The sequence below is a fragment of the Caulobacter sp. CCNWLW153 genome, from assembly GCF_036889365.1.
Taxonomy (GTDB): Bacteria; Pseudomonadota; Alphaproteobacteria; order Caulobacterales; family Caulobacteraceae; genus Caulobacter; species Caulobacter radicis.
The window spans coordinates 37371-58375 of record NZ_JBAKFV010000019.1 but is presented as its reverse complement, the minus strand read 5'-3'; the positions used below and the strand labels follow the sequence as shown (position 1 = coordinate 58375).

Here is a 21005-nt window from a genome sequence, read left to right as displayed (position 1 = left end):
ATGACCGACATCGCCCTGCACGCCCGCCTCATCGGTCAGTCCGGCTCGCGCGAACAGCTGAACACCCCGGTCCTGGTCGTCGACCGCGCCGCCCTGAGCGCCAACATCGCGACCATGGCCGCCTTCGCCGCCTCCAAGGGCCTGAAGCTTCGCCCGCACGCCAAGACCCACAAGAGCGCCGACATCGCCCGCCTTCAGCTGGAAGCCGGCGCCGTGGGCCTGTGCTGCGCCAAGATCGGCGAGGCCGAGGCCCTGGCGGCGCAAGGCGTCTCGAGCGGCCTGCTGATCACCTCGCCCGTCGTCTCAGCCCCCGCCATCGCCCGGCTGGTCGCGCTGAACCTGACGACCGTGGGCCTCAAGGTCGTCGTCGACCATCCCGACAACGTCGCCGCCCTGGGCGCGGCGGCCAGCGCGAGCGGCAAGCCGCTGGAGGTGCTGATTGACCTCGACCCCGGCATCCACCGCACCGGCGTCGCCTCGCCCCAAACCGCCGTCGCCCTGTTCGAGGCGATCAAGGCCCAGTCGTCCCTGACCTATGCCGGCCTGCAATGCTATTGCGGCGTCCAGCAGCACATCGAGGCCTTCGACGTCCGCAAGACGGCCCTGGAGGACCGCGGTGCCTATATCCGCGAGGTGATCGACGCCCTGACCGCCGCTGACGGTGCGCCGCCGATCGTCAGCGGTTCGGGCACCGGCTCGCACCGCATCGACGCCGAACTTGGCCTCTTCACCGAGTTGCAGGTCGGCTCCTACGTCTTCATGGACGACCAGTACCTGGCCTGCGACTTGACGGGTGATGGCGACGGCGCCGACGCCGGCCCCTACCAGCGCTCGCTGTTCATCGACGCCCGCGTGGTCAGCGCCAACAGCCCTGGCATGGTCACCGTCGACGCCGGCTTCAAGGCGATGTCGACCGACGCCGATCCGCCCCAGGTCGTCGCCGGCGCGCCGGAGGGCTCGCGCTACTTCTTCATGGGCGACGAGCACGGCGCCCTGGTCCCGTCGTCGGGCTCGCCCCCGCCGCTGGGCGCCCGCGTCACCCTGGCCGCGCCGCACTGCGACCCGACCGTGAACCTCTACGACGCCTATCACGTGGTCGAGGGCGACACGCTGGTGGCCATCTGGCCGGTCACGGCGCGCGGGCGGTCGCGGTAGGCTCTGCCCCCAACCTCCCGTCATTCCCGCCCTTGTGGCGGGAACCCCTGGTTCCGTTCGCACGTGAAGTTCAAGCGGCGCGCCGAGCGCGCCGTCCCATCCGCACCTGCGGCTGACAGAGAGGTTCCCGCCACAAGGGCGGGAATGACGGGAATGAGAGGGCGAGAAAAACCGCTTTGGCGTCGGGCGCGTTGAAGACTATCCATGGCGTCCGTTCTGGATCGTCCGCCCGCATGACCACCGCCGCCCTCTCCGTCGCCCCCGCCAAGAAGCCCCGCCGCAACCGGCGTCGGCGCTCGGCGCGCTGGGCGCGCGCGGGCCTGCTGGTGCTGGCGGTCGGCGTGTCGGGCGTGGTGATCGGCCAGACGACCTTCCGGATGCTCGACACGCACCGAGCCGCCAAGGCCGCCACCGCCGCGCCGCTGGCCATGGACAACCCGCGCTTCACCGGCGCCATGCGCGACGGCCGCGCCTTCCTGATCACCGCCCGCCGCGCCGAGCGCGACGCGGCCGATCCCAACAAGGTCAAGCTGGTCGAGCCGACCCTGGTGCGCGGCTACGGCGCGCCCGACGCCAGCAAGGTGACCTCCAAGGACGGGATCTACCAGGAAGCCCAGAACCTTCTGGTGCTGACGAAGGACGTGAAGATCGACAACGGCCAGGGCTACCAGTTCGCCTCGCAGGAAGCCCGCATCGACACCAAGACCGGCGAGGTCGTCGGCGGCGCGCCGGTGGCCGGCGCCGGCCCGCGCGGCAATGTCAGCGCCGACAGCTACAGCGTCAGCGACAAGGGCGATCGCGTGGTCTTCAAGGGCCGCGTCCGCACCCGCGTCCAGCCCACCAACTAGGCCCCCCGACCGATGACCGGCCTCGGCCTCCTGGACCAGCAACGGGCCCGCGCCACGCGCGTGTGCTTCCTCTACATCGCCCAGCCGCACCAGGTCTGGCACAGCCTGTCGATCGCGGTGGCCATGGCCCGCGCCTGGCCGGAGATCCGGGTCGAGATCGCCGCCACCTCGGCCGGGCACCTCGACTACATCCAGGGCATGCTGGACGGCCTGGGCGGGGCGCCGATCACCCTGCGCCTGCTGCCGCCGGCCTGGCTGCGGCGGCTGTCCAGGACCGCGCCGCCGCCCAAGGCCTTGATGCTGGCCCTGAACGCCGGCCGGCTGGCGGCCTACGACGCCGTGGTCACGCCCGAACGCACCACCGCCCTGCTGCGAAAGCTGGGCGTGCGCCGCACCGCCCTCGTCTACACCCAGCACGGGGCCGGCGATCGCGGCGGCCCGTTCGAGCCGCGCCTGCGCGTCTTCGACCTCGTGATGGCCGCCGGTCCCAAGCAGCGTGACCGGATGGTCGACGAGGGCTGGGTCCGCCCCGAGGCCTGCGCCATGGTCGGCTATCCGAAGTTCGACCTCGTCGACGCCCTGCCGCCCAGCGCCACACCGGCCTTCGCAAAGGCCCTGCCGACGGTCGTCTACAACCCCCACTTCCATGAGACGCTGGGCTCGTGGAGCGCGTTCGGCCTGTCGATCCTTGAGCAGTTCGCCGCCGACGAACGGTTCAACCTGATCTTCGCCCCGCACGTGCGATTGTTCGAGACCGCCTCGGAGGCCGACCGCCGCGCGGTGGCGAGCTTCGAGGGTCACCCGCGCATCCACCTCGACCTCGGCGGCCCGGCCGCCTTCGACATGACCTATACGCGGCTCGCCGACCTCTATCTCGGCGACGTCTCCAGCCAGGTCTACGAGTTCCTGCGCACGCCCAAGCCCTGCCTGTTCCTCAACCCCAGCCATGCCGACTGGAAGGGCGACGAGAGCTTCCATCACTGGCTTTACGGCCCGGTGGGCGAGACCGCCGACGGGATCTGCGACGCGGTCGCCGCCGCCTTCGCCGGCCACGACGACTTCCTCGAGGCCCAGAAGGTCGGCGTCGCCGAGACCTTCGACATCACCTCCGTCCCCTCGTCGCAGCGCGCCGCCCGCGCCATCGTCGACCGCCTGGCCGTCCTCGACCGATGAACGCGACCGTCAAGGACGCGGCCCCAAAGGACGCGAAGGTCAATCCCCTGGCCAGGATGCTGGCCAATGTCGGCGCCCTGCTGAGCGGCCGCGGGGTCAACGCCGTGGTGGGGCTGGCCTATATCGCGGTGACCACCCGCAGCCTCGGCATCGAGGTCTTCGGCTTCCTGATCCTGATCAACGCCTTCGCCCAGGCGCTCGGCGAGATGGCCAAGTTCCAGTCCTGGCAGACCGTCGTGCAGTACGGCGCCAAGCCGCTGATGGACGGCGACCGCAGGACCTTCCAGCAGGTTATGCGCCTGGCCCTGGTGCTCGACGGCATCGGCGCGGTCGCCGGCGTGGCCATCGGCGTGGCCGGCTGCCTGCTGTTCAGCCATTACATGGGCTGGCCCGACAACCTGGCGCCGGCCGCCGCGCTCTACTGCCTGTCGGTCGGGGTCATGACCTCGGCCATGGGCGTCGGCCTGCTGCGCCTCTTCGACCGCTTCCGCATGCTGGCCGCCGAGCAGGTCGTGTCCTCCGTCGTGCGCCTGATCGGCTGCGCGATCGCCGCCTCCATGGACGCGCCCATCGAGATGTTCCTGCTGGCCTGGGCGGCCGGCACCGTGGCCTCGTTCCTCTATGTCGCCGCCATCGCCGTCTGGAGCCTGCTGCAACGGGGACTGCTGAGCGGCTTCAGCCTGTTCGGCCCGCTCGGCGACGGCCTGCCGGGCGTCTGGCGCTTTGCCTGGGCGACCAATTTCAGCAGCACCATCGAGGTCGGCTTCACCCACGTCCTGACCCTGGCCATCGGCGCGCTGGTCGGCCCCGCCCAGGCCGCCATGTGGCGGGTGGGCCGCCAGGTCGCCGACGGCATGGCCAAGCCCGCCCGCCTGATGCTGCCGGCCCTGCATCCCGAGTTCGCTCGTCTGCGCGCGCAGAAGGACGACGCGGCCATGCTGCGCCTGGCCCGCCAGATCGCCCTGATCGGCGGCGGCGTCGCCGGCGTGCTGCTGGCGGTCTGCCTGCTGGCCGGTCCCTGGCTGCTGACCGTGATCATGGGCCCCGAATACGCCTCGGCCGCCGGCATCATGAGCTGGCAGGTGGCCGCCGCCGCGATCAGCATCATGGCCCTGCCGATCGAGCCGATGCTGGTGTCGATGCACGCGGCCGGCGCGGCCCTGCGCGTGCGCATCGTCGTCATCGCCATCTACTTCGCCGCCCTGGTGCCGCTGCTTCAGGTCTTCGACCTGACCGGCGCCGGCGCGGCCCTGGTCCTGGCCTCGACCTGCATGGCGATCGGCATGTTCATCACCCTGCGGTCGCGTCTCGCCGCGGAAGCCGCCGCGGAGCGCGAGGACAAAAGCGCCGTCATGCTTGAACAGACTTGCGCGGAACCCCTGAACGAGCGCAAAGGCGATCCGCAATGAATACGCCCACCGCTTCTGGCAGGACCGTCCGTCTCGCCGACTTCCCGACCCTGACCGCCGCCCTGGATTTCGCCGCGACCGGCGAGACCGGGATCAACCTGCATTCGCTACGCGGCGAACTGGTCGAGGCCCTGACCTACGCCGCCCTGCGCGAGCAGGCCCAAGGCCTGGCCCGCCGCCTGCTGGCCGCCGGCTCCAAGGTGGGCGACAGCGTCGCCCTGATCGCCGAAACCGACGGCGATTTCGTGCGCGCCTTCTTCGCCTGCCAGTACGCGGGCCTGGTTCCCGCGCCCCTGCCCCTGCCCGCGCCTCTGGGCGGTCGCGAGGCCTATATCGAGCAGATCGGCCGCATGTGCGCCTCGGCGCACGCCAGGATCCTGATCGGCCCGTCCGGCATGGCCGAATGGCTCAAGCAGATCGGCGACGCCGCCGGCCTCGATTTCGCGGGCCCGCTGTCGGAGCTGCCTGAAGACGCCGGCGCGACCCTGCCGCAGATCACGCCCGAGGATCCCTGCTATCTTCAGTTCTCGTCGGGCAGCACCCGCTTCCCCACCGGCGTGCTGGTGACGCACAAGGCCCTGATGGCCAACGCCGTGGCCATCACCCGCGACGGCCTGCAGGTGAAGCCGGAAGATCGCGCCGTCTCGTGGCTGCCGCTCTATCACGACATGGGCCTGATCGGCTTCCTGCTGAGCCCCCTGACCAGCCAGATGAGCGTCGACCTGCTGCCCACCGGGGCCTTCGTGCGCCGGCCGCTGCTGTGGCTCGACCTGATCAGCCGCAACGGCGGCACGATCGCCTATAGCCCGACCTTCGGCTACGAGCTGTGCGCCCGCCGCGCCGAGGCCGCCTCGATCGACCATCTGGACCTGTCGCGCTGGCGCAGCGCCGGCCTGGGCGGCGACATGATCCGCACCGCCCCCGTCGAGGCCTTCGCCGAGCGCTTCGCCGCCGTCGGCTTCTCGGAAAAGGCCTATGTGGCCAGCTACGGCATGGCCGAGGCCACCCTGGCCCTCTCCATGGCCCCGCTGGGCAAGGGCCTGCGCGTCGAGATCCTCGACATCGAGCGCCTGGAGCGCGACGACCTGGCCGTGAGCGTCGGCGCCGATGCCCCGCGCGCGCGCGCCTTCGCCCGCTGCGGCCCCGCGCTGCCCCACCACCAGCTGGAAGTGCGCGACGCCGACGGCAAGCCGGTCGCCGAACGCCAGGTCGGCCGCATTTTCGCCAAGGGCCCCAGCCTGATGGGCGGCTATTTCGAGCAGCCGGAGGAGACCGCCCGCGTGCTCGACGCCGACGGCTGGCTCGACACCGGCGACCTCGGCTTCCTGGTCGAGGGCGAGATCGTCATCACCGGCCGCGCCAAGGACCTGATCATCCTCAACGGCCGCAACATCTGGCCGCAGGACCTGGAATGGACCGCCGAGCGCGAGGTCCCCGGCCTGCGCAGCGGCGACGTGGCCGCCTTCTCCGTGCCCGGCGACGCGGCGGAAGAAGAGATCGTCACCATCCTGGTCCAGGCCCGCGGCGGCGACGCCGACAGCCGCGCGGCCCTGGTCGACACGGTGGCCGGCGTGCTGCGCTCGCGCCACGGCGTCGAGACCCAGGTCAAGCTGGTCGGCGCCCACGCCCTGCCCCAGACCTCGTCGGGCAAGCTCAGCCGCTCCAAAGCCAAGGCCGCCTACCTGGCCGGCGCCTACGAGCGCGCCTGAGGTGCAGGGCCCTGAGGTCAAGGACTCGGGGCCTCGCGTCGTCGCCGTCACCGGCGCGACCGGGTTCCTGGGCCAGCACCTCGTCCGCGCCATCGCCGAACGGGGCCTGGCGCCCCGCATCCTGTCGCGCCGCGACCCGGTCTCGCCGTTCTGGCGCGGGATCGAGCCGCAGGTGGTGCTGGGTGATCTCGCCCGCCCCGAGGCGCTCGCACGGCTTTGCGACGGCGCCGACGTGGTGATCCACCTGGCCGGCCTGATCAAGGCCGCCGACCGCGCCGCCTTCGACAGGGTCAATGTGGATGGCGCGCGGGCCGTGGCTGAAGCCGCGACCGCCGCCGGCGCCCGCTTTGTGCTCGTCTCCAGCCTCGCCGCCCGCGAGCCCCGGCTCTCCGACTACGCCGCCAGCAAGCGCGCCGGCGAGGAGGCCGTGCTGGCGATCGCGCCCGAGGCCCTGGTCATTCGCCCGCCGGCCATCTACGGCCCCGGCGACCGCGAGACCGTCGGCCTGTTCGCCGCCGCGCAGGGCAGCCGGGTGCTGCCGGTTCTCTCCCCCGCCTCGCGCGTGGCGATGATCGAGGTGCGCGACGCCGCCGCCCAGATCCTCGACCTGGTCACGAGCGGCCGCACGGGCCTGGCCTCGATCTGCGACGCCCGGCCCGACGGTTACGCCTGGAGCGAGATCATGACCGCCGCCGCGGCCGCCGTCGGCGCGCGGCGCCCTCGCCTGTTTCGCGTGCCCGAAGGCTTGATCCGCGCGGCCGGAGGCGTCGCCGATGCGGCGAGTAGACTGTCAGGACAACCCTCGGTGTTCGGATCGGGCAAGGCGCGCGAACTGTCGCATGCAGATTGGGCGTTTTCGGACGATCCATCCCTTGCGTCGTCGCCGAGTCGTCACGATGTTGCCCGCGGCTTCGGCGAAACCGTCGACTGGTACCGGTCGGCCGGATGGTTGTCGAAAAAATACAGCGACTAGTTCAATTGTGGCAGATATCTGACAGAGACACTGTTACGGTGCGGTCACAGTGCTTTGACGGGGGCGTCTGGCGTTTGGCATGGATACAGTGACAGATCTGAGTTTGCGTGAGATCGGGCTGGCGACGAGCAAGGTGCTCGGCCGCACGGTCGAGGTGACGAACGACACCCACATCGGCCGCGACCTGGCCGTGGATTCCCTCGCCCTGATGAACATCGTGATGGAGCTCGAAGACGCCTTCGACATCTCCATCCCGCTCGATCGCCTCGCCGCGGTGGAAACCGCCGGCGACCTCTCCAAACTGATCAACGATCTCCGAACCAAGGCTTGACCGATGGGTCTGTTCGACAAGCACCTGGCCTATCGCGACGCGTACAAGGCCATCCAGCAAGCGGGCGCCGACCCGTTCACCGTCCGTTTCGACGCCGTGGTCTCGCCGACCGAGGGCGTCGTCGAGGGCCGGCCCACCATCCTGCTGGGCACCAACAACTATCTGGGCCTGACCTTTGACGAGAAGGCGATCGCCGCCTCGGTCAAGGCCGTCCAGGAACGTGGCACCGGCACCACCGGTTCCCGCATCGCCAACGGCAGTTTCGAGGCCCACGTGGCCCTGGAGACAGCGCTGGCCGAGTTCTACGGCCGCAAGCACGCCATGGTGTTCACCACCGGCTACCAGGCCAATCTCGGCGTGCTGTCGACCCTGGTCGGCCGCGGCGACCACCTGATCCTCGACGCCGACAGCCACGCCTCGATCTACGACGGCTCGCGCCTGGGCCACGCCGAGGTCATCCGCTTCCGCCACAACGACCCCGAAGACCTGGCCAAGCGCCTGCGTCGCCTCAAGGACGTTCCCGGCGAGCGCCTGATCGTCGTCGAAGGCATCTATTCAATGATCGGCGACACCGCGCCGCTCAAGGAAATTGCCGCCGTGAAGCGCGAGATGGGCGGCTACCTGCTGGTCGACGAAGCCCACTCGATGGGCGTGCTCGGCGCCACCGGCCGAGGCCTGGCCGAAGCCGCGGGCGTGGAAGACGACGTCGACTTCATCGTCGGCACCTTCTCCAAGAGCCTGGGCGCCATCGGCGGCTTCTGCGTGTCGAACCTCGACGACTTCGACGTCATGCGCGTGATCTGCCGCCCGTACATGTTCACCGCCTCGCTGCCGCCGGCCGTGGTCGCCTCCACCCTGGTGGCGCTGGAGCAGATGATCGCCAAGCCGCATCTGCGCGAGCAGCTCAACAGCAACGCCTGCCGCCTTTACGACGGCCTGACGGCGCTGGGCTTCGTCACCGGCCCGGCCGCAAGCCCGATCGTCGCGGCCACCATGCCCGACGTCGAGCGCGCCATCGCCATGTGGAACGGCCTGCTGCAATCGGGCGTCTACCTCAACCTCGCCCTGCCGCCGGCCACGCCCGACAGCCGCCCGCTGCTGCGCGCCAGCATCAGCGCCGCCCACACTCACGAGCAGATCGACCAGGTCCTGAAGGTGTTCGCCGAGGTCGGCACGGCGCTCGGCGTCATCGACGGTCAGCAGCGCGCCTTCGCGTAAGGCGCGGCGCACCGCCGAAAGAACGAAGCCCCGGTCGCAAGGCCGGGGCTTTTTCTTCGGTTCAGCCTCGCGCCCTGCGCCACTTCCACAGGCCCAGCAGGATGCCCGGCGCAGCCAGCACCGGATGGCGCTCGCGCCAAGGGGTCAGCTCGACCTTGAAGCCGGTATGGCGCTCGATCTTCCAGGCGGCGTAGCGGGCCGCCCCCTGGAAGGTGAAGGCGGCCTTGACCAGGCGGGCCACGTTCAGCGACTTGCCGAGGTTGCGCCGCAGCCGCCAGGCGGCCTTCAGGCGCCTGCGCTCGATGGCCGACATCTCGGGCGCCGGGCGTCCCTCGCCGTCGAAGCGGCCGTCGTCGGCCCAGCAGGCCGGCAGCAAGCGCTGGTAGTGCGCGGGATCGAAGGCCAGGATCGAGGCCTCGCGGCCGGCCTTCTCGACCCGGAACTCGGCGGCGTAGGTCTCCTGGAACAGCGCCGTCCAGTAGGCCTCGGGCGGCCCCTCCTCGGGACCCAGGGCCGTGGCGAAACGGGCCGCGGTGCGGGCGGCGCGGCGCACGGCCTCGACCACCGCCTCGCGCGCGGCCTCGTCGGCGGCCCAGACCAGGCCCGAGGGCTGCACGAAGCGGGTCCACAGCGTGGTGTCGATCCCCCGCCCCTTCACCGCCTGCGAGAACCGCGACAGGGTCATCGAGGCCACCTTGGCCCGCAGGGTGACGCCCCCATGGCCTAGATCGTGCTCCAGTTCGTGATAGCTGACGTCGGGCCACAGGATGCGGGTGGCCACGCCGCGCAGGCCGCGCGGCGGCCGCTCGGTGAGCACGTAGAAGTCGAGCACGCCCGACAGGTCGCCGGTGCGCAGGATCGAGCCGTAGAACAGCACCGCCCGGGCGGTCGGAAAAAGGCCCGTCAGGTGTTCGGCGAAGGCGCGGATCGACGCCGGGATCGACTGCGCCAGCTCGGCCTCGACCAGCGGCCGGACCGCGCTCATCCGACCACGAACCGCAACGGCGCGCCCAGGGCCAGCGCCAGCTTGCCGCCCTCGAACACCTCGCCGTCGAGCACGAAGTCGAACTGGCCCGAGGCGTAGAGCGCCGCCGGATCACGCCGGCGATAGCCGCGCGCCTCCAGGATCGGCTTGGGCTTGCCCGACAGCACCGTGGGCACCATGCGCAGCAGCCGCTTGGGCGGGGCGTCGACGTCGAGGACCTTCAGCCCCTCGCGCGGCGGACCGAACGGCTTGAGATCGAACGGCAGGCGCTTGAGCGCGGTGGCCAGCAGGACGAAGCGCTCGCCTTCGGGCTGGACCTCGCCGTCCATGGCCACCTTCACGGCCACGCCCTGGCGCCACTGGTCGCGGGCGCCGCCGAACAGCGCGCCCAGGGTGGCGCCGGCCAGGGTCACGGCCACAGACAGGCTCTGGAACACGCCCATGCGGTTGACGCGCTTTGACAGCGCCGTGGCCCGCACCAGCGCCCCAAGGCCGAAGAAGAAGCCCCGCAGGGGCGGGCGGCCGTCGGCGAAGCGCACCTCAAGCGGGGCGCGGATCTTGACGCGCGGCTCGGCCTGGGCGGCGGCCGCCAGGGCCTCTTCCAGCCGCCAGTCGCGCGGCGCGCCCAGGTCGATGGCCAGCACGTTGGTCTTGCCCGACGGCAGGATCGCCAGCATCGGCATGTCGTCGCCGAAGGTCGACGGCGTCAGGCCCAGCACATCGCGCACCGTGCCGTCGCCGCCGTCGATGACCAGCAGGTCGATCCGATCCTCGGCGAAGCGGGCCAGCTCTTGCCCCAGCGCCTCGCGCGTCGCCGGCTCGACCACGCGCACGCCCTCGGGGGTCGGCGCATGCACCCGGCCCTGGTTGGCGTGACTACGCGGGTTACGGACGACGCCGACGCGCATCACCGCGACAGCCAGGACTGGATCGAGCCCTTGGGGGCCAGGGCGCCCTGCACGATCTGAAGGGCGTGGACGAGGAAGCAGATCGCCGTCCATGCCGCCACCAGCACGAAGCCGATGTCGGGCCTGCCGACCAGCACGCTGCCGGTCAGCAGGATCAGGTTCGGGTTGCGGCGGGCGGTGATCAGCCGGAAGAAGCTGTCGAACGGCCGCCAGGCGTGCATCTCCAGCTTGAACAGGGCCAGGAAGATGCCCTCCTCGACCCGCTGGGCCACATAGCCGCCGACGACGATGGCCAGCAGCCACGGCGCATAGGGCATCGACAGGCCGACGGCGAACACGCCGACGTACCAGGCCCACCACCAGAACGGCGGGTGCACCAGGTCGATGCCGTGGTCGAAGACGTTGCCCCACTTGGACGAGGTCAGGGTCACCCGGGCCAGCTTGCCGTCGACCGTGTCGAGGAAGGTCATGATCCAGGCGCAGACCAGGCCCCAGCCGAACTGGCCGCGCCAGAACAGCACGAAGGCGGCGATGGTCAGCAGGAAGCCGATGAAGGTCACCTGGTTGGGCGTCATCTTCGCCAGCGCGCACCAGCGGGTGACGATCCGCGCCGGCGTCGGCCAGACGTACTTGGTGACCAGATCCGTGACGCCCTTGTACGAGCCCTGGAACAGGCGCTTCTCGACCGCGCGCACGCTGTCCTTGGTCAGGCGCTCCAACACCGGCGGCTCACGCTTGCGCAGGGCGCTGTTGTAGGCCGAACCGAGCTCCAGCGCTGTCAGGCGCGTAAAGCGCAGATCGACGGTCGAGGGATCCTGTCCCGCCGCCAGGGCGGCGACCGCTGCTTCGGCGACCTCGATCGGTGCGTTCACCGCGGTCGGCGCGCCGGCCTCGTCGACCAAAACCGCCCACGGGCGACCGGCCAGGGCCTTGATCAGCGACTCGTCGAACACCCAGCCGGCGTGCACGGCGATCGTGTCGCCGCCCTGCTCCGGGGCTTCCGAAACGCCGATCCGGCGATAGATGCGCGACAGCCGCTCGCCCGAGGACATGCCCCAGATGCGCGCCTCGCTGTCGCCCACCGTCACGGCGCGCGAAGCGACTGGATTGATTTCGCCGGTCACCGGTACTTAAACCCCTTGAAAGCCGAGGCGATTGATAAGCAGCTTCGCCGAAATTCGCCACAATCGCGCCGGTCCCTCTTGTCGATATTCCGCCTCGCCCATCTGTCGGACCCTCACCTGCCGCCGCCGCCGGGCGCGTTCGGCTGGCGCGACCTGGCCTCCAAGCGGCTGCTCAGCCGCATCGCCTGGCGTCGCAAGCACAAGATCCACCGCCTCGAAGTCCTCGAAGCCCTGGTCGCCGACCTGAAGGCCCACGCCCCCGACCATGTGGCGATTACCGGCGATCTCACCAACTTCGCCTCGCCCGTGGAGATCGCCGCCGCCACGCGCTGGCTGCAAAGCCTGGGCCCGGCCGAGGCGATCACCGTCAGCCCCGGCAACCACGACGCCCTGGTTGGCGAGACCGCTCAGGCCCGCTTCGCCCCCTGGACCTCCTGGCTGGGCGACGGCGAGGCGGCCGCCTTCCCGCAGGTGCGGCTGCGCGGCCCCGTGGCGCTGTTCAACCTGTGCTCGGCCTTGCCCACCGCCCTGCACCTGGCCACCGGCCGCCTGGGCGCCGATCAGCTCGAAAAGCTCGACGCCCTGCTGGCCGACCCCGCCTTCGCCGACAGGTTCAAGGTGGTGCTGCTGCATCATCCGCCGGTCGCCGGCGCGGTCTCGGGTCGCAAGTCGCTGGACGACCAGGGCCCGCTTCGCGACGTGCTCGCCCGCCGCGGCGTCGACCTCGTGCTGCACGGCCATGCTCACGAGTCGCTGACGGCGACCGTGCCCGGCCCCGGCGGCCGGTCCATCCCGGTGCTGGGCGTACCCTCGGCCTCGGCCTGGATCGGCGGCCACTCGCCGGCCCGCTGGCATGCGCTGGAGATAGAGCCGCGCGCGGGCGGCTATTCGCTAAGAGTGATCGCGCGGGGACTTGATCCGCAGACGGGCGGGATCAGGGAGCTGGGCCGCTATTCGCTGATCTAGATCCTCCCTCTGAAGGGGGAGGTGTCGGCGAAGTCGACGGAGGGGGACGTGACTGCTGAAGCAGCAGCTCCCAAAGCCGAAGTAACTTCCCCCTCCGGCCCTCCGGGCCACCTCCCCCTCTGGGGGGAGGATCTCCCGCCCTACTTCCCGTAGCGCATCCGCACCCGGATCGTGTTCTCCCCAGACTTCACGGCGAAACGCGCCGAATCGAAAGACGGCACGCCGAACCGCGACGGCGCGTCGTTCGAAAAGCCGTAGCCCTCGGTCGGCAGGCCCACGGCGTTGCGGTCGAAGTCGTGGTTGCCGTTGGCGTCGTGATAGACCGCCACGGCGTAGATGTCGGCCTTGGGCAGGTTGAAGCAGGCCTCGGTGGTCGGCGCGCTGGCTGGGATCCGCAGGCGCAGCAGCTTGCCGCGCGGCGCGAGAAAACGACTGGGATCGGACGGATAGATCGTCACCGTCACCTCGCCCGTCTCCGATTTCAGGCGGCCGACCTCGACGGTCAGTCGTACGCCGGTGTCGCGACCCACGCAGTCCTGTCTGGCCGCCGCCGGCGTCGCCATCCCCAGCAGGCCCAGCAGCGTCCCTAGCGCCGCAAGGCCTGTAAGAGCGGTTCGTGCTTCCATGTAAAAGGCCGTGTCCCTATTGTCGCCCCGACGCGATCAGCGCCCGCAGACTCGCCTGAAGTATCGGTTGCCGCATGCCCAATCCCACAGCCCTCGCATTCGGCTTCCCACGCTCGAAAGTGGCCGAGACCGACCACTGGTTGGTCCTTGTACGTCCCAAGCAGCCGACTTTCGGGTCTCTCGTCCTCGTATGCAAGGAACCCGTTCAGGCGTTCTCGGACCTCAGCCCCGAAGCCTTCGCCGACATGCGGGTCGCCGTGGCCGGGATCGAACGCGTTCTGAAGGCCAGGGTCGCCTACGATAAGATCAACTATCTGATGCTGATGATGGTCGACCGCGACGTGCATTTCCACGTCCTGCCCCGCTACGAAGGCGCGCGCGAACACGAGGGAACAAGCTTCCCTGACACCGGTTGGCCCGCTGCTCCGGCCCTCGGCTCGGCCGTCGCGCTGGACGACGCCGCCGTCGAGCGTCTGGCCCAGGATTTCGCAGCCGCGTGGACCGCCGCGTGAGCAAGCTGAAGAAGAAGTTCGACGTGCGACGGATCACGGCCATGGGCCTGATCGACCGCTACCTGCTGCGCCTGCTTGGCTGGCCGCTGGCCGGGTGCCTTGGCCTGACCGTGATCGCCCTGCTGCTCGAGCGCGTGCTGCGCCTGCTCGACCTCCTGTCGCAGAGCAGCGCCCGCTTCGACTACGTCACCCAGCTGGCGCTCAACCTCTTGCCGCATTACCTGGGCCTAGCCCTGCCGGTGGCGTTCTTCGTGGCGCTGTTCATCGTCATCAGCAAGCTGTCGGACGGCTCGGAGATCGACGCCCTGCTGGCCGGCGGCCAATCCCTCGAAAGAGTCGCCGCGCCGTTCGTCTGCGTGGGCCTGGCGCTCAGCATCTTCAGCATCGCGGTGTTCGGCTATGTCCAGCCCTACAGCCGCTACGCCTATCGCGCCGTGATGCACGCGGCCGTCAACGCCGGCTGGAACGGCCGCCTGTCGGGCGGGGCCTTCATCGACGACGACGGCTCTCTGATGACCGCCGACGCCGCCGACCTCGCCGGCCAGAGCCTGACCCGCGTCTTCATCCGCCGCCCCGACGCCGCCGGCCACGAGGAACTGATCACCGCCGCCACCGCCACCTTGCAGGTCTCGGCCGACGGCAAGACGGTGACCATGCGCCTGAAGTCGGGCCGCCGCATCGGCAGCGACGCGCGCGGAAACTACCGCAGCCTGGCCTTCGACGACCTGACCACCGAGGCGCCGCTGAAGGCCGCCGCCAGCCTGCTGCGCGCCCGCGGCGGCGACGAGCGCGAGCTGACCCTGGGCGAACTGCTGCATCAGGCCCGGTCGCCCAACCCGGTCGTGCCCAAGACCACGCTGATGGCCGAGTTCTACGGCCGTATCGCCCGCGCGGCCTTCCTGCCGTTCCTGCCGCTGCTGGCCTTCCCGCTGGGCCTGGCCGCCAAGCGCGGCAACCGCGCGCCCGGCCTGCTGCTGGCCGGCGTGCTATTGCTGGCCTTCCAGCACAGCCTGCTGCTGGGCCAGAGCCTGGCGGAGTCCGGCCGCATCGCCTCTCTGCCCGCCGTCGGCCTGCCGTTCCTGATCTTCACGGGCCTGGCCGTCTGGCTGTTCGTCGGCAGCCGCACGCGGCCCGGCGATACCCCGATCTCGCGCCTCGTGCTGGCCATGAGCGCCTGGATCCGCCGCGCCCTCAAGCCGTTCCAGCGCAAGGAGCGCGCCGCATGAAGCTGCAGCTCTACGTCCTGCGCACGGTCGCCACGCGCGTGCTGGGCGCCGTCCTGATCCTGATGGCCATCCTGCAGATCCTCGACCTGCTGGAAGTCACCACCGACATCCTCGACCGGGGCCTCGGCGTCGGCGGGGTGTTCTACTACGCCGCCCTGCGCGCCCCGGCCCTGTTCCAGCAGGTCGCCCCGTTGGCCGTGCTGGCCGGCGGCCTGTTCGCCTTCTCGCAGTTGGCCCGCGAGAACGCCGTGGTGGCCATGCGCGCCGCCGGCATCTCCGGCTACCGGATCGTCGCCATGGCCGTGCCGGTCGCGCTCGCCGTGCTGGCGCTGGACGCCCTGTGCGCCCAGGTGGTCTCGCCGCGCACCGACCCGACGCTCAGCGCCTGGTGGGCCGCCACCACGCCGGTCGCCGACCGCAAGGCCCCCGCCTCGCGCACCTTCCGCGCCGGCGAGGACCTGGTCACCGCCAAGGAAGCCACGGCCAACGGCGCGCGCCTGACCGAACTGACCATCTACCGCCGCGACAACTCCGGCGCCCTGACCGAGCGCGTCGTCGCCCCCTCGGCCCAGTTCCAGGCCGGCGCCTGGCGGCTGCAATCGCCGGTCACCACCCGCTATCTCGGCGACCGCGTCGAGCCGATGACCGCCGCCTCGGCCACCTGGCCGACGGCGCTTCGCCCGGCCGACGTGCAGGCGCTGTTCGCCGACGCCCCCGCCCCCTCCGCCGCCTCGGCCCGCCGGGCGCTGGAGAACGGCGGCTCGGACCGCCCGCAGAGCTTCTACGCCACCCGCCTGCAGACGGCCTTCTCCGGCCCGATCGCGGCGCTGATCATGCTGCTGCTCAGCGCCCCCGTGGCCTGGGCCAACTTCCGCAGCGGCCAGGGCGCGGTGCTGCTGACCTCGGGCCTGGCCGCCGGCCTCGTCTTCCTGGTCGCCGACGGCCTGCTGTCGGCCCTGGGCGAGTCCGGGGCCCTGTCGCCGATCCTGGCCGCCTGGGCCGCCCCCGTTGTCTTCGCCGCCCTCGCCGTGCGCGCCTTCGTGTCCCTGGAGGGATGATGCCTTTCGATTCCGCGGCCGAGGCGATCTCGGTCCTGCCCGTCCGCACGCCTGAAGAGCTCAAGCGCTTCATCGCTCTGCCCGTGCGCCTCAACGCCAAGGATCGAAGCTGGATCACGCCGCTCTTCCTGGAGCGGAGCGAGGCCCTGTCGCCCAAGACCAATCCGTTCTTCCAGCACGCCGAGGTGCAGCTGTTCCTGGCCGTGCGCGGCGGCCGCGACGTCGGTCGGATCAGCGCCCAGATCGACCAGCTGACGCCCCAGAAGGTTCCCGGCCGCCTGGACGGTCACTTCGGCCTGATCGCCGCCGAGGACGACGCCGAGGTCTTCGCCGCCCTGCTGCGCGCGGCCGAGGTCTGGCTGCGCGAGCGCGGCCGCACCCACGTGATGGGGCCCTTCAACCTGTCGATCAACGAGGAGGTCGGCCTGCTTGTCGACGGCTTCGACACCCCGCCGATGGTGATGATGGGCCATGACCCGGCCTATGCGGGCGGCCGCGTCGAGCAGCAGGGCTACGCCAAGGCCAAGGACATCTACGCCTACTACGCCCCGATGCAGGCGGACCTGCCGCCCGCCGTGCGCCGCCGGGCCGAGCGTCCGCCGGCCGAGGGCGTGGTGCTGCGCCAGCTCGACATGAGCCGCTACGACGAGGAGGTGGTCACCCTGACCGAGATCCTCAACGACGCCTGGAAGGACAACTGGGGCTTCACCCCCACCACCGAGGCCGAGACCGCCCAGCTGGCCAAGGCCCTCAAGGCCGTGATCGACAAGCGCCTGACCTGGTTCGCCGAGATCGACGGCGAGGCCGCCGGCTTCCTGGTGTTCCTGCCCAACGTCAACGAGGCCATCCGCGACCTTGGCGGCAAGCTGCTGCCGTTCGGCTGGGCCAAGCTCCTGTGGCGATTGAAGGTCAAGCGCGTGAAGTCGGCCCGCATCCCGCTGATGGGCGTCAAGCGCAAGTTCGCCGAGAGCATCCGCGGCCGCATGCTGCCGTTCCAGATGATGCACGCCGGCCGCACCTCGGCGATCGCGCTGGGCTACGAGCGCTTCGAGATCTCGTGGGTGCTGGAAGAGAACATGCCCATGCGCCGCATCGCCGAGTCCATCGGTTCGACGATCTACAAGACCTACCGGATCTACGAGAAGGCCCTTTGACCCTCCCGTTCAAGGCCCTGGTCCTGGCCGGCTCGCGGCCGGGCGAGATCGACAGCGCCGCGGCCTATGCCGGCGTCTCGCACAAGGGCCTGATCACGCTGGAAGGCCGCACGCTGCTCGACCGTGTGCTCGGCGCCGTCCAGGCCGCCGGCGCGGAAGGGATCGGGGTCTCGACGTCGGACGCCGCCATCGTCTCGGCCCTGCCGCAAGGCGTCGCGGCCATCGCCGCCTCGACCGAGGGCCCCAGCCAGAGCGTGCGCGAAGGCGCCGAGACGCTCGGCTTCCCGCTGCTGATCACCACCGTCGACCACGCGCTGCTCAAGCCCGAGTGGATCGCGCAGTTCCTGGCCGACGCCCCGGCCGACGCCGACGTCTGCCTGATGCTGGCGCCGGAGGCGCGCGTGCGCGCCGCCGCCCCCGACACCAAACGCACCTACCTTGCGTTCCGCGACGGCCGCTTCTCGGGCTGCAACCTCTTCCTGTTCCGCAGCCAGGCCGCCCTGCCCGTCATCGCCCTGTGGCGACGGGTCGAGCAGAACCGCAAGCAGCCCTGGAAGATCGCCGCCATGCTCGGCCCGGGCCTGCTGGTCCGCTACCTGCTGGGCCTGCTCACCCTGGACGAAGCCATCGCTCGCCTGGGCCTGCTGGCGGGCGTCAGGGCTGCGGCGGTGCGCGCCCAGGACGGTCTCGCGGCGGTCGACGTCGACAAGCCTGCCGACCTCGACCTGGTGCGCCGGATCGTCGGCGAGACAGCCTAGCGCCAGTAGCCGTTCGCCGCCGCCACGGTGGCGAAGTTCACCGCCACCACGTGCGAGACGGCCACCAGGGCCTGCGCGTCGTTCTCGTAGATCGCCCGCAGCGTGGCGCGAACCTCGTCTGAGGGTTGGGTCTTCTTGACCGCCATCCGCGAGAGCTTGATGGCGAGATCGTAGCCCTCCTCGGGCGTGGCGGTGATCAGGCGGGGCAGCCAGGCGGCCATTGGACGTCACTCACGTTCAGGATCCGCGCAGCCTAGGCGGCCCGACACGACCACGATTGGACGAAAAGCTCCGCCGTTCCGTCCAATCGTCGCCAAGTCCTCAGGCGCTGAGCCTGACGATCACCCCGAGGCCCACGGCCGCGACCGCCAGGGCGATCGGCACGGTCAGGATCTGGGCCAGGGCCGAGCCGGCGCTCACCCGGCCGGTCCAGGTGGAGAGGCCATCGCGCAGGAAGTCGGCGAGGTCGGGCCGGGTTTCGACCTTCGGCTCCATGCGCAGGATCACCGCCGGCACGCCGAGATAGACCGCCAGGTAGACCGCGCAGACGCCCAGCACCAGCCCGACCTCGGCGTCGCCGAGGAAGGCCAGGGCGAACGCCCCGAGGATCGCGCCATAGGCCCCGACGATCATCCAGCCCACCGCCTTGGGCAGGTCCGGCGTCGAGGGTTCCGGCGCCTGGCGCGCGCGAAGCTCGGGTTCGACCGCCGCCGGGACCGTCCGCGCGCGCGGCGCGGGCGGCTCCCAGGACGGGCCTTCGTAGAAGGCGTAGGTCAGCGGCGTCGTGGTGGAGACATAGTCCATGACAGACTCCTTCGGCCGCTCGGCGGCCGGTTCAGGGATGGAGGAACACGCGCACTCAGACGGCCAGGGCCTCGTCGGCCGGGCCGAAGAACTCGAAGTGGATCCGCTCGGACGCCACCCCGGCCCGCGACAGCCCGCCGACGAAGGCCTTCAGGAAGGGCCGCGGGCCGCACAGGAAGAAGTCGGCGGTCTCGAAGGGCGTATTGGCCTTCAGCCAGTCGACAGTGATCAGGCCGTCGTGGTCGTGGGTGCGCCCGGCTTCGTCATTGGCCGCCGGATTGGCGTAGAAGGTGGCCACAGAGGTCTTGCCATGCGCCTTGGCCAGGGCTCGGACGTGGCTGTCCATGGCGTGGCTGGCGCCGTCCAGCGCGCCGTGCACGAAGGCGGTCTCCAGCTGCGGATGCTTGTCGGCGATGGTCTCCAGCATGCTGACCATCGGCGTCAGCCCCACCCCGCCCGACAGCAACACCACCGGCCGCTCCGGCGCCTGCGGCAGGAAGAAGTCGCCCGACGGCGGAGTCAGCAGGATCGTCGTGCCGACCTGCGCCACGTCGTGCAGGAAGCGCGAACCGCCCTGCCCGCCCTCCTCGCGCTTGACCGAGATGCGATAGGCCGCCTCGTTGGGCGCGTTCGAGATCGTGTAGTTACGACGGATCTCGCCCTGGTCGGGCGTCGTCAGGCGCAGGGTCAGGTACTGGCCGGGCTTGTGCGGCAAAACCTTGCCGCCGTCCTTGGGCCGCAGCACGAACGAGGTGATCACCGCGCTCTCGACCGTGCGCTCGGCGATCTCGAAGGCGCGCCAGCCGTTCCAGCCGCCGTCGACGGCCTCGATGGCCTCGCGGATGCCGTGCTCTCGCTCCTGCAGCAGGCCGGCCAGAAACCAGTAGGCCTCGCCCCAGGCGGCCAGCACCTCGTCGTTGACCGCCTCGCCCATCACCTCTGCGATGGCGCCCAGCAGGGCCTTGGCCACGTAGGGATAGTGCTCGGGCAGCACGTGATAGCCGACATGCTTCTGGGCCATGCGCTCGATCGCCGGGATCAGCGCTTCCAGGTTCTCGATGTTCAGCGCGTAGCCGACGATCGCCCCGGCCAGGGCGTGATGCTGCTGACCGCTGGCCTGGTTGGCGTGATTGAACAGGGCCTTGATGTGGTCGTCCTGGAAAAGCCGGGCGTACATCGCCTTGGTCACTTCGGTGGCGCGCGCGGCGACGGCCGGGGCGGTGGCCTTGACGTGCGCGATCGTCTCCGCGCTCAGCGGCTTGGGCATGGTCTTGCTCCTTGGAATTCTGATGTCGGGAGTGTCGGGGGATCAGGCGGCGAGCGCGGGTTCGCGGTCGTAGAAATCCACCTGCATGCGGATCGGCCCCAGCGGCTCGACCCGATGGATCTGTTGCGGTCGAACCAGGCCCGACAGGCCGGGGCTCAGTTCGACCGACGGAATGTCGGCGTCGTCGTAGTGCAGCACCAGCCGCCCCTCGATCAGGCGGATCACGCCCCAGACGCCGGCCCGGGTGCTGTGGTCGCGACGCAGGCCCTCGGGCAGGGTCGCCTCGTCGAACACCGGGGTCGAGCGGTAGGGCGCGTCCGGCGCCGGCCGTCGGCTTTCCAGCGCGCCGTTCAGGTTCCGGGCCATGCGCTCGGCCTTTTCCTGAAGCTCGGCCGCGTGGCGGGGCGGAACGAAGGTGTTCGTCGCCTCGCGCCACAGCGCCAGCCAGCGATCGAACATCTCAGGCTCGATGCGCTCGACATGCTTCATGTGCGCGGCCAGCGGATTGCCCTTGTAGCGGGCCGAGGCGCGCATCACCGACGACCAGAAGTCGGCCAGCCGGTCGAGATGCTCGTCCCAGTCTTCCACCGCATCGGCGAAGACGGGGCCCAGCTGCGGATCTTCCCGCACGGCGGCGTAGAAGCTGGTCAGCAGCGTCGGCAGGACGGTGTCGTCGAAGTCGAAGACGGGGTTGGCGGACATGACGCCCTCAATTCATTCATCTGGAATGCATCTATTCTCGCGACCAAAAACATGCAATCTGAATGCATGATTTATCCGCCGCGCCGAACCCTTAAGGGG

General features: G+C 70.5%; 22 protein-coding genes. 14 read left to right on the top strand and 8 right to left on the bottom strand.

The window, feature by feature from the left end; translation table 11 throughout:
* The 8 genes from V6S85_RS23375 to spt all read left to right on the top strand — a co-directional run bounded on the left by V6S85_RS23375 (position 1) and on the right by spt (position 8816).
* A complete protein-coding gene (locus V6S85_RS23375) occupies positions 1 to 1155 on the top strand; it encodes a DSD1 family PLP-dependent enzyme (RefSeq protein WP_334350439.1) in 1155 nt (384 codons plus the stop codon).
* 233 nt (positions 1156 to 1388) lie between these two features.
* On the top strand, positions 1389 to 2003 hold the full coding sequence (lptC, locus tag V6S85_RS23370; protein ID WP_334350438.1) for an LPS export ABC transporter periplasmic protein LptC: 615 nt from the start codon (positions 1389 to 1391) through the stop codon (positions 2001 to 2003).
* A gap of 12 nt (positions 2004 to 2015) precedes the next feature.
* Entirely contained in the window at positions 2016 to 3176 is a 1161-nt protein-coding gene (locus tag V6S85_RS23365; RefSeq protein ID WP_334350437.1) for a glycerophosphotransferase, read from the top strand.
* Positions 3173 to 4585, top strand: coding sequence for a lipopolysaccharide biosynthesis protein (locus V6S85_RS23360; RefSeq protein WP_334350436.1), 1413 nt, complete (start codon positions 3173 to 3175; stop codon positions 4583 to 4585). The genes V6S85_RS23365 and V6S85_RS23360 overlap by 4 nt, the downstream gene beginning before the upstream one ends.
* Positions 4582 to 6294 carry a fatty acyl-AMP ligase gene (locus V6S85_RS23355; RefSeq protein WP_334350435.1) on the top strand — a complete coding sequence of 571 codons (1713 nt, stop codon included), beginning with the start codon at positions 4582 to 4584 and terminating at the stop codon, positions 6292 to 6294. Before V6S85_RS23360 ends, V6S85_RS23355 begins: the two co-directional genes overlap by 4 nt.
* Before the next feature lies 1 nt (position 6295).
* Positions 6296 to 7267 (top strand): NAD-dependent epimerase/dehydratase family protein, encoded by a 972-nt coding sequence (locus V6S85_RS23350; protein WP_334350434.1) that lies wholly within the window; start codon positions 6296 to 6298, stop codon positions 7265 to 7267.
* Between the two features lie 79 nt (positions 7268 to 7346).
* Positions 7347 to 7598, top strand: a complete 252-nt coding sequence (locus tag V6S85_RS23345) for an acyl carrier protein (RefSeq protein ID WP_101711242.1) — start codon at positions 7347 to 7349, stop codon at positions 7596 to 7598.
* Positions 7599 to 7601: 3 nt separating this feature from the next.
* On the top strand, positions 7602 to 8816 hold the full coding sequence (spt, locus tag V6S85_RS23340; RefSeq protein ID WP_116566388.1) for a serine palmitoyltransferase: 1215 nt from the start codon (positions 7602 to 7604) through the stop codon (positions 8814 to 8816).
* Positions 8817 to 8877: 61 nt separating this feature from the next.
* Here spt and V6S85_RS23335 read toward each other — a convergent pair whose 3' ends face one another.
* Genes V6S85_RS23335 through V6S85_RS23325 form a run of 3 tightly spaced genes read right to left on the bottom strand, consistent with a single transcriptional unit; the run spans position 8878 to position 11761 of the window.
* On the bottom strand, positions 8878 to 9801 hold the full coding sequence (locus tag V6S85_RS23335) for a hypothetical protein (RefSeq protein WP_334350433.1): 924 nt from the start codon (positions 9799 to 9801) through the stop codon (positions 8878 to 8880).
* Positions 9798 to 10709: a diacylglycerol/lipid kinase family protein gene (locus tag V6S85_RS23330; protein WP_116566390.1), complete on the bottom strand. Its 912-nt coding sequence runs from the start codon at positions 10707 to 10709 to the stop codon at positions 9798 to 9800. Before V6S85_RS23330 ends, V6S85_RS23335 begins: the two co-directional genes overlap by 4 nt.
* Positions 10709 to 11761, bottom strand: coding sequence for a CDP-alcohol phosphatidyltransferase family protein (locus tag V6S85_RS23325; protein ID WP_334350463.1), 1053 nt, complete (start codon positions 11759 to 11761; stop codon positions 10709 to 10711). Before V6S85_RS23325 ends, V6S85_RS23330 begins: the two co-directional genes overlap by 1 nt.
* Before the next feature lie 150 nt (positions 11762 to 11911).
* Between V6S85_RS23325 and V6S85_RS23320 the strand changes: the two genes are divergently transcribed.
* Positions 11912 to 12799, top strand: a complete 888-nt coding sequence (locus tag V6S85_RS23320; protein WP_334350432.1) for a metallophosphoesterase family protein — start codon at positions 11912 to 11914, stop codon at positions 12797 to 12799.
* Between the two features lie 140 nt (positions 12800 to 12939).
* Here the strand turns inward: V6S85_RS23320 and V6S85_RS23315 are convergent, their stop codons facing one another.
* Complete coding sequence (locus V6S85_RS23315; protein ID WP_334350431.1) at positions 12940 to 13425, bottom strand: DUF2141 domain-containing protein; 486 nt, start codon at positions 13423 to 13425, stop codon at positions 12940 to 12942.
* Between the two features lie 74 nt (positions 13426 to 13499).
* Between V6S85_RS23315 and V6S85_RS23310 the strand changes: the two genes are divergently transcribed.
* The 5 genes from V6S85_RS23310 to V6S85_RS23290 are packed head-to-tail and all read left to right on the top strand — an operon-like array spanning position 13500 to position 18133.
* Positions 13500 to 13937, top strand: a complete 438-nt coding sequence (locus V6S85_RS23310) for an HIT family protein (RefSeq protein WP_334350430.1) — start codon at positions 13500 to 13502, stop codon at positions 13935 to 13937.
* Between the two features lie 41 nt (positions 13938 to 13978).
* Complete coding sequence (locus V6S85_RS23305) at positions 13979 to 15163, top strand: LptF/LptG family permease (protein WP_334350462.1); 1185 nt, start codon at positions 13979 to 13981, stop codon at positions 15161 to 15163.
* Positions 15160 to 16221: an LptF/LptG family permease gene (locus V6S85_RS23300; RefSeq protein WP_334350429.1), complete on the top strand. Its 1062-nt coding sequence runs from the start codon at positions 15160 to 15162 to the stop codon at positions 16219 to 16221. Before V6S85_RS23305 ends, V6S85_RS23300 begins: the two co-directional genes overlap by 4 nt.
* A complete protein-coding gene (gene bcerS, locus V6S85_RS23295; protein ID WP_334350428.1) occupies positions 16221 to 17375 on the top strand; it encodes a ceramide synthase in 1155 nt (384 codons plus the stop codon). Before V6S85_RS23300 ends, bcerS begins: the two co-directional genes overlap by 1 nt.
* On the top strand, positions 17372 to 18133 hold the full coding sequence (locus tag V6S85_RS23290) for a nucleotidyltransferase family protein (RefSeq protein ID WP_334350427.1): 762 nt from the start codon (positions 17372 to 17374) through the stop codon (positions 18131 to 18133). Before bcerS ends, V6S85_RS23290 begins: the two co-directional genes overlap by 4 nt.
* On the opposite strand, the gene V6S85_RS23285 is transcribed toward V6S85_RS23290, so the two are convergent.
* The 4 genes from V6S85_RS23285 to V6S85_RS23270 form a co-directional block, all read right to left on the bottom strand.
* Positions 18130 to 18354, bottom strand: coding sequence for a hexameric tyrosine-coordinated heme protein (locus V6S85_RS23285; protein ID WP_334350426.1), 225 nt, complete (start codon positions 18352 to 18354; stop codon positions 18130 to 18132). The genes V6S85_RS23290 and V6S85_RS23285 overlap by 4 nt on opposite strands.
* A 100-nt stretch (positions 18355 to 18454) precedes the next feature.
* Positions 18455 to 18937: a hypothetical protein gene (locus V6S85_RS23280; protein WP_334350425.1), complete on the bottom strand. Its 483-nt coding sequence runs from the start codon at positions 18935 to 18937 to the stop codon at positions 18455 to 18457.
* A 55-nt stretch (positions 18938 to 18992) separates the two neighbouring features.
* Entirely contained in the window at positions 18993 to 20204 is a 1212-nt protein-coding gene (gene hmpA, locus V6S85_RS23275; protein WP_334350424.1) for an NO-inducible flavohemoprotein, read from the bottom strand.
* Positions 20205 to 20246: 42 nt separating this feature from the next.
* The gene (locus V6S85_RS23270; protein ID WP_334350423.1) at positions 20247 to 20906 is read right to left on the bottom strand and encodes a DUF1971 domain-containing protein; all 660 of its coding nucleotides are present in this window, start codon (positions 20904 to 20906) and stop codon (positions 20247 to 20249) included.
* Positions 20907 to 21005: the final 99 nt, after the last annotated feature.

What these genes read in the sequence shown, in the direction of transcription:
- V6S85_RS23280 (WP_334350425.1), bottom strand. Translation starts at nt 18,937, where the DNA reads ATGGACTATGTCTCCACCACGACGCCGCTGACCTACGCCTTCTACGAA.
- V6S85_RS23355 (WP_334350435.1), top strand. Translation starts at nt 4,582, where the DNA reads ATGAATACGCCCACCGCTTCTGGCAGGACCGTCCGTCTCGCCGACTTC.
- V6S85_RS23360 (WP_334350436.1), top strand. Translation starts at nt 3,173, where the DNA reads ATGAACGCGACCGTCAAGGACGCGGCCCCAAAGGACGCGAAGGTCAAT.
- spt (WP_116566388.1), top strand. Translation starts at nt 7,602, where the DNA reads ATGGGTCTGTTCGACAAGCACCTGGCCTATCGCGACGCGTACAAGGCC.
- V6S85_RS23375 (WP_334350439.1), top strand. Translation starts at nt 1, where the DNA reads ATGACCGACATCGCCCTGCACGCCCGCCTCATCGGTCAGTCCGGCTCG.
- V6S85_RS23310 (WP_334350430.1), top strand. Translation starts at nt 13,500, where the DNA reads ATGCCCAATCCCACAGCCCTCGCATTCGGCTTCCCACGCTCGAAAGTG.
- V6S85_RS23325 (WP_334350463.1), bottom strand. Translation starts at nt 11,761, where the DNA reads ATGTCCTCGGGCGAGCGGCTGTCGCGCATCTATCGCCGGATCGGCGTT.
- V6S85_RS23330 (WP_116566390.1), bottom strand. Translation starts at nt 10,709, where the DNA reads ATGCGCGTCGGCGTCGTCCGTAACCCGCGTAGTCACGCCAACCAGGGC.
- V6S85_RS23270 (WP_334350423.1), bottom strand. Translation starts at nt 20,906, where the DNA reads ATGTCCGCCAACCCCGTCTTCGACTTCGACGACACCGTCCTGCCGACG.
- lptC (WP_334350438.1), top strand. Translation starts at nt 1,389, where the DNA reads ATGACCACCGCCGCCCTCTCCGTCGCCCCCGCCAAGAAGCCCCGCCGC.
- V6S85_RS23300 (WP_334350429.1), top strand. Translation starts at nt 15,160, where the DNA reads ATGAAGCTGCAGCTCTACGTCCTGCGCACGGTCGCCACGCGCGTGCTG.
- V6S85_RS23305 (WP_334350462.1), top strand. Translation starts at nt 13,979, where the DNA reads ATGGGCCTGATCGACCGCTACCTGCTGCGCCTGCTTGGCTGGCCGCTG.
- hmpA (WP_334350424.1), bottom strand. Translation starts at nt 20,204, where the DNA reads ATGCCCAAGCCGCTGAGCGCGGAGACGATCGCGCACGTCAAGGCCACC.
- V6S85_RS23315 (WP_334350431.1), bottom strand. Translation starts at nt 13,425, where the DNA reads ATGGAAGCACGAACCGCTCTTACAGGCCTTGCGGCGCTAGGGACGCTG.
- V6S85_RS23345 (WP_101711242.1), top strand. Translation starts at nt 7,347, where the DNA reads ATGGATACAGTGACAGATCTGAGTTTGCGTGAGATCGGGCTGGCGACG.
- V6S85_RS23365 (WP_334350437.1), top strand. Translation starts at nt 2,016, where the DNA reads ATGACCGGCCTCGGCCTCCTGGACCAGCAACGGGCCCGCGCCACGCGC.
- V6S85_RS23335 (WP_334350433.1), bottom strand. Translation starts at nt 9,801, where the DNA reads ATGAGCGCGGTCCGGCCGCTGGTCGAGGCCGAGCTGGCGCAGTCGATC.
- V6S85_RS23285 (WP_334350426.1), bottom strand. Translation starts at nt 18,354, where the DNA reads ATGGCCGCCTGGCTGCCCCGCCTGATCACCGCCACGCCCGAGGAGGGC.
- bcerS (WP_334350428.1), top strand. Translation starts at nt 16,221, where the DNA reads ATGCCTTTCGATTCCGCGGCCGAGGCGATCTCGGTCCTGCCCGTCCGC.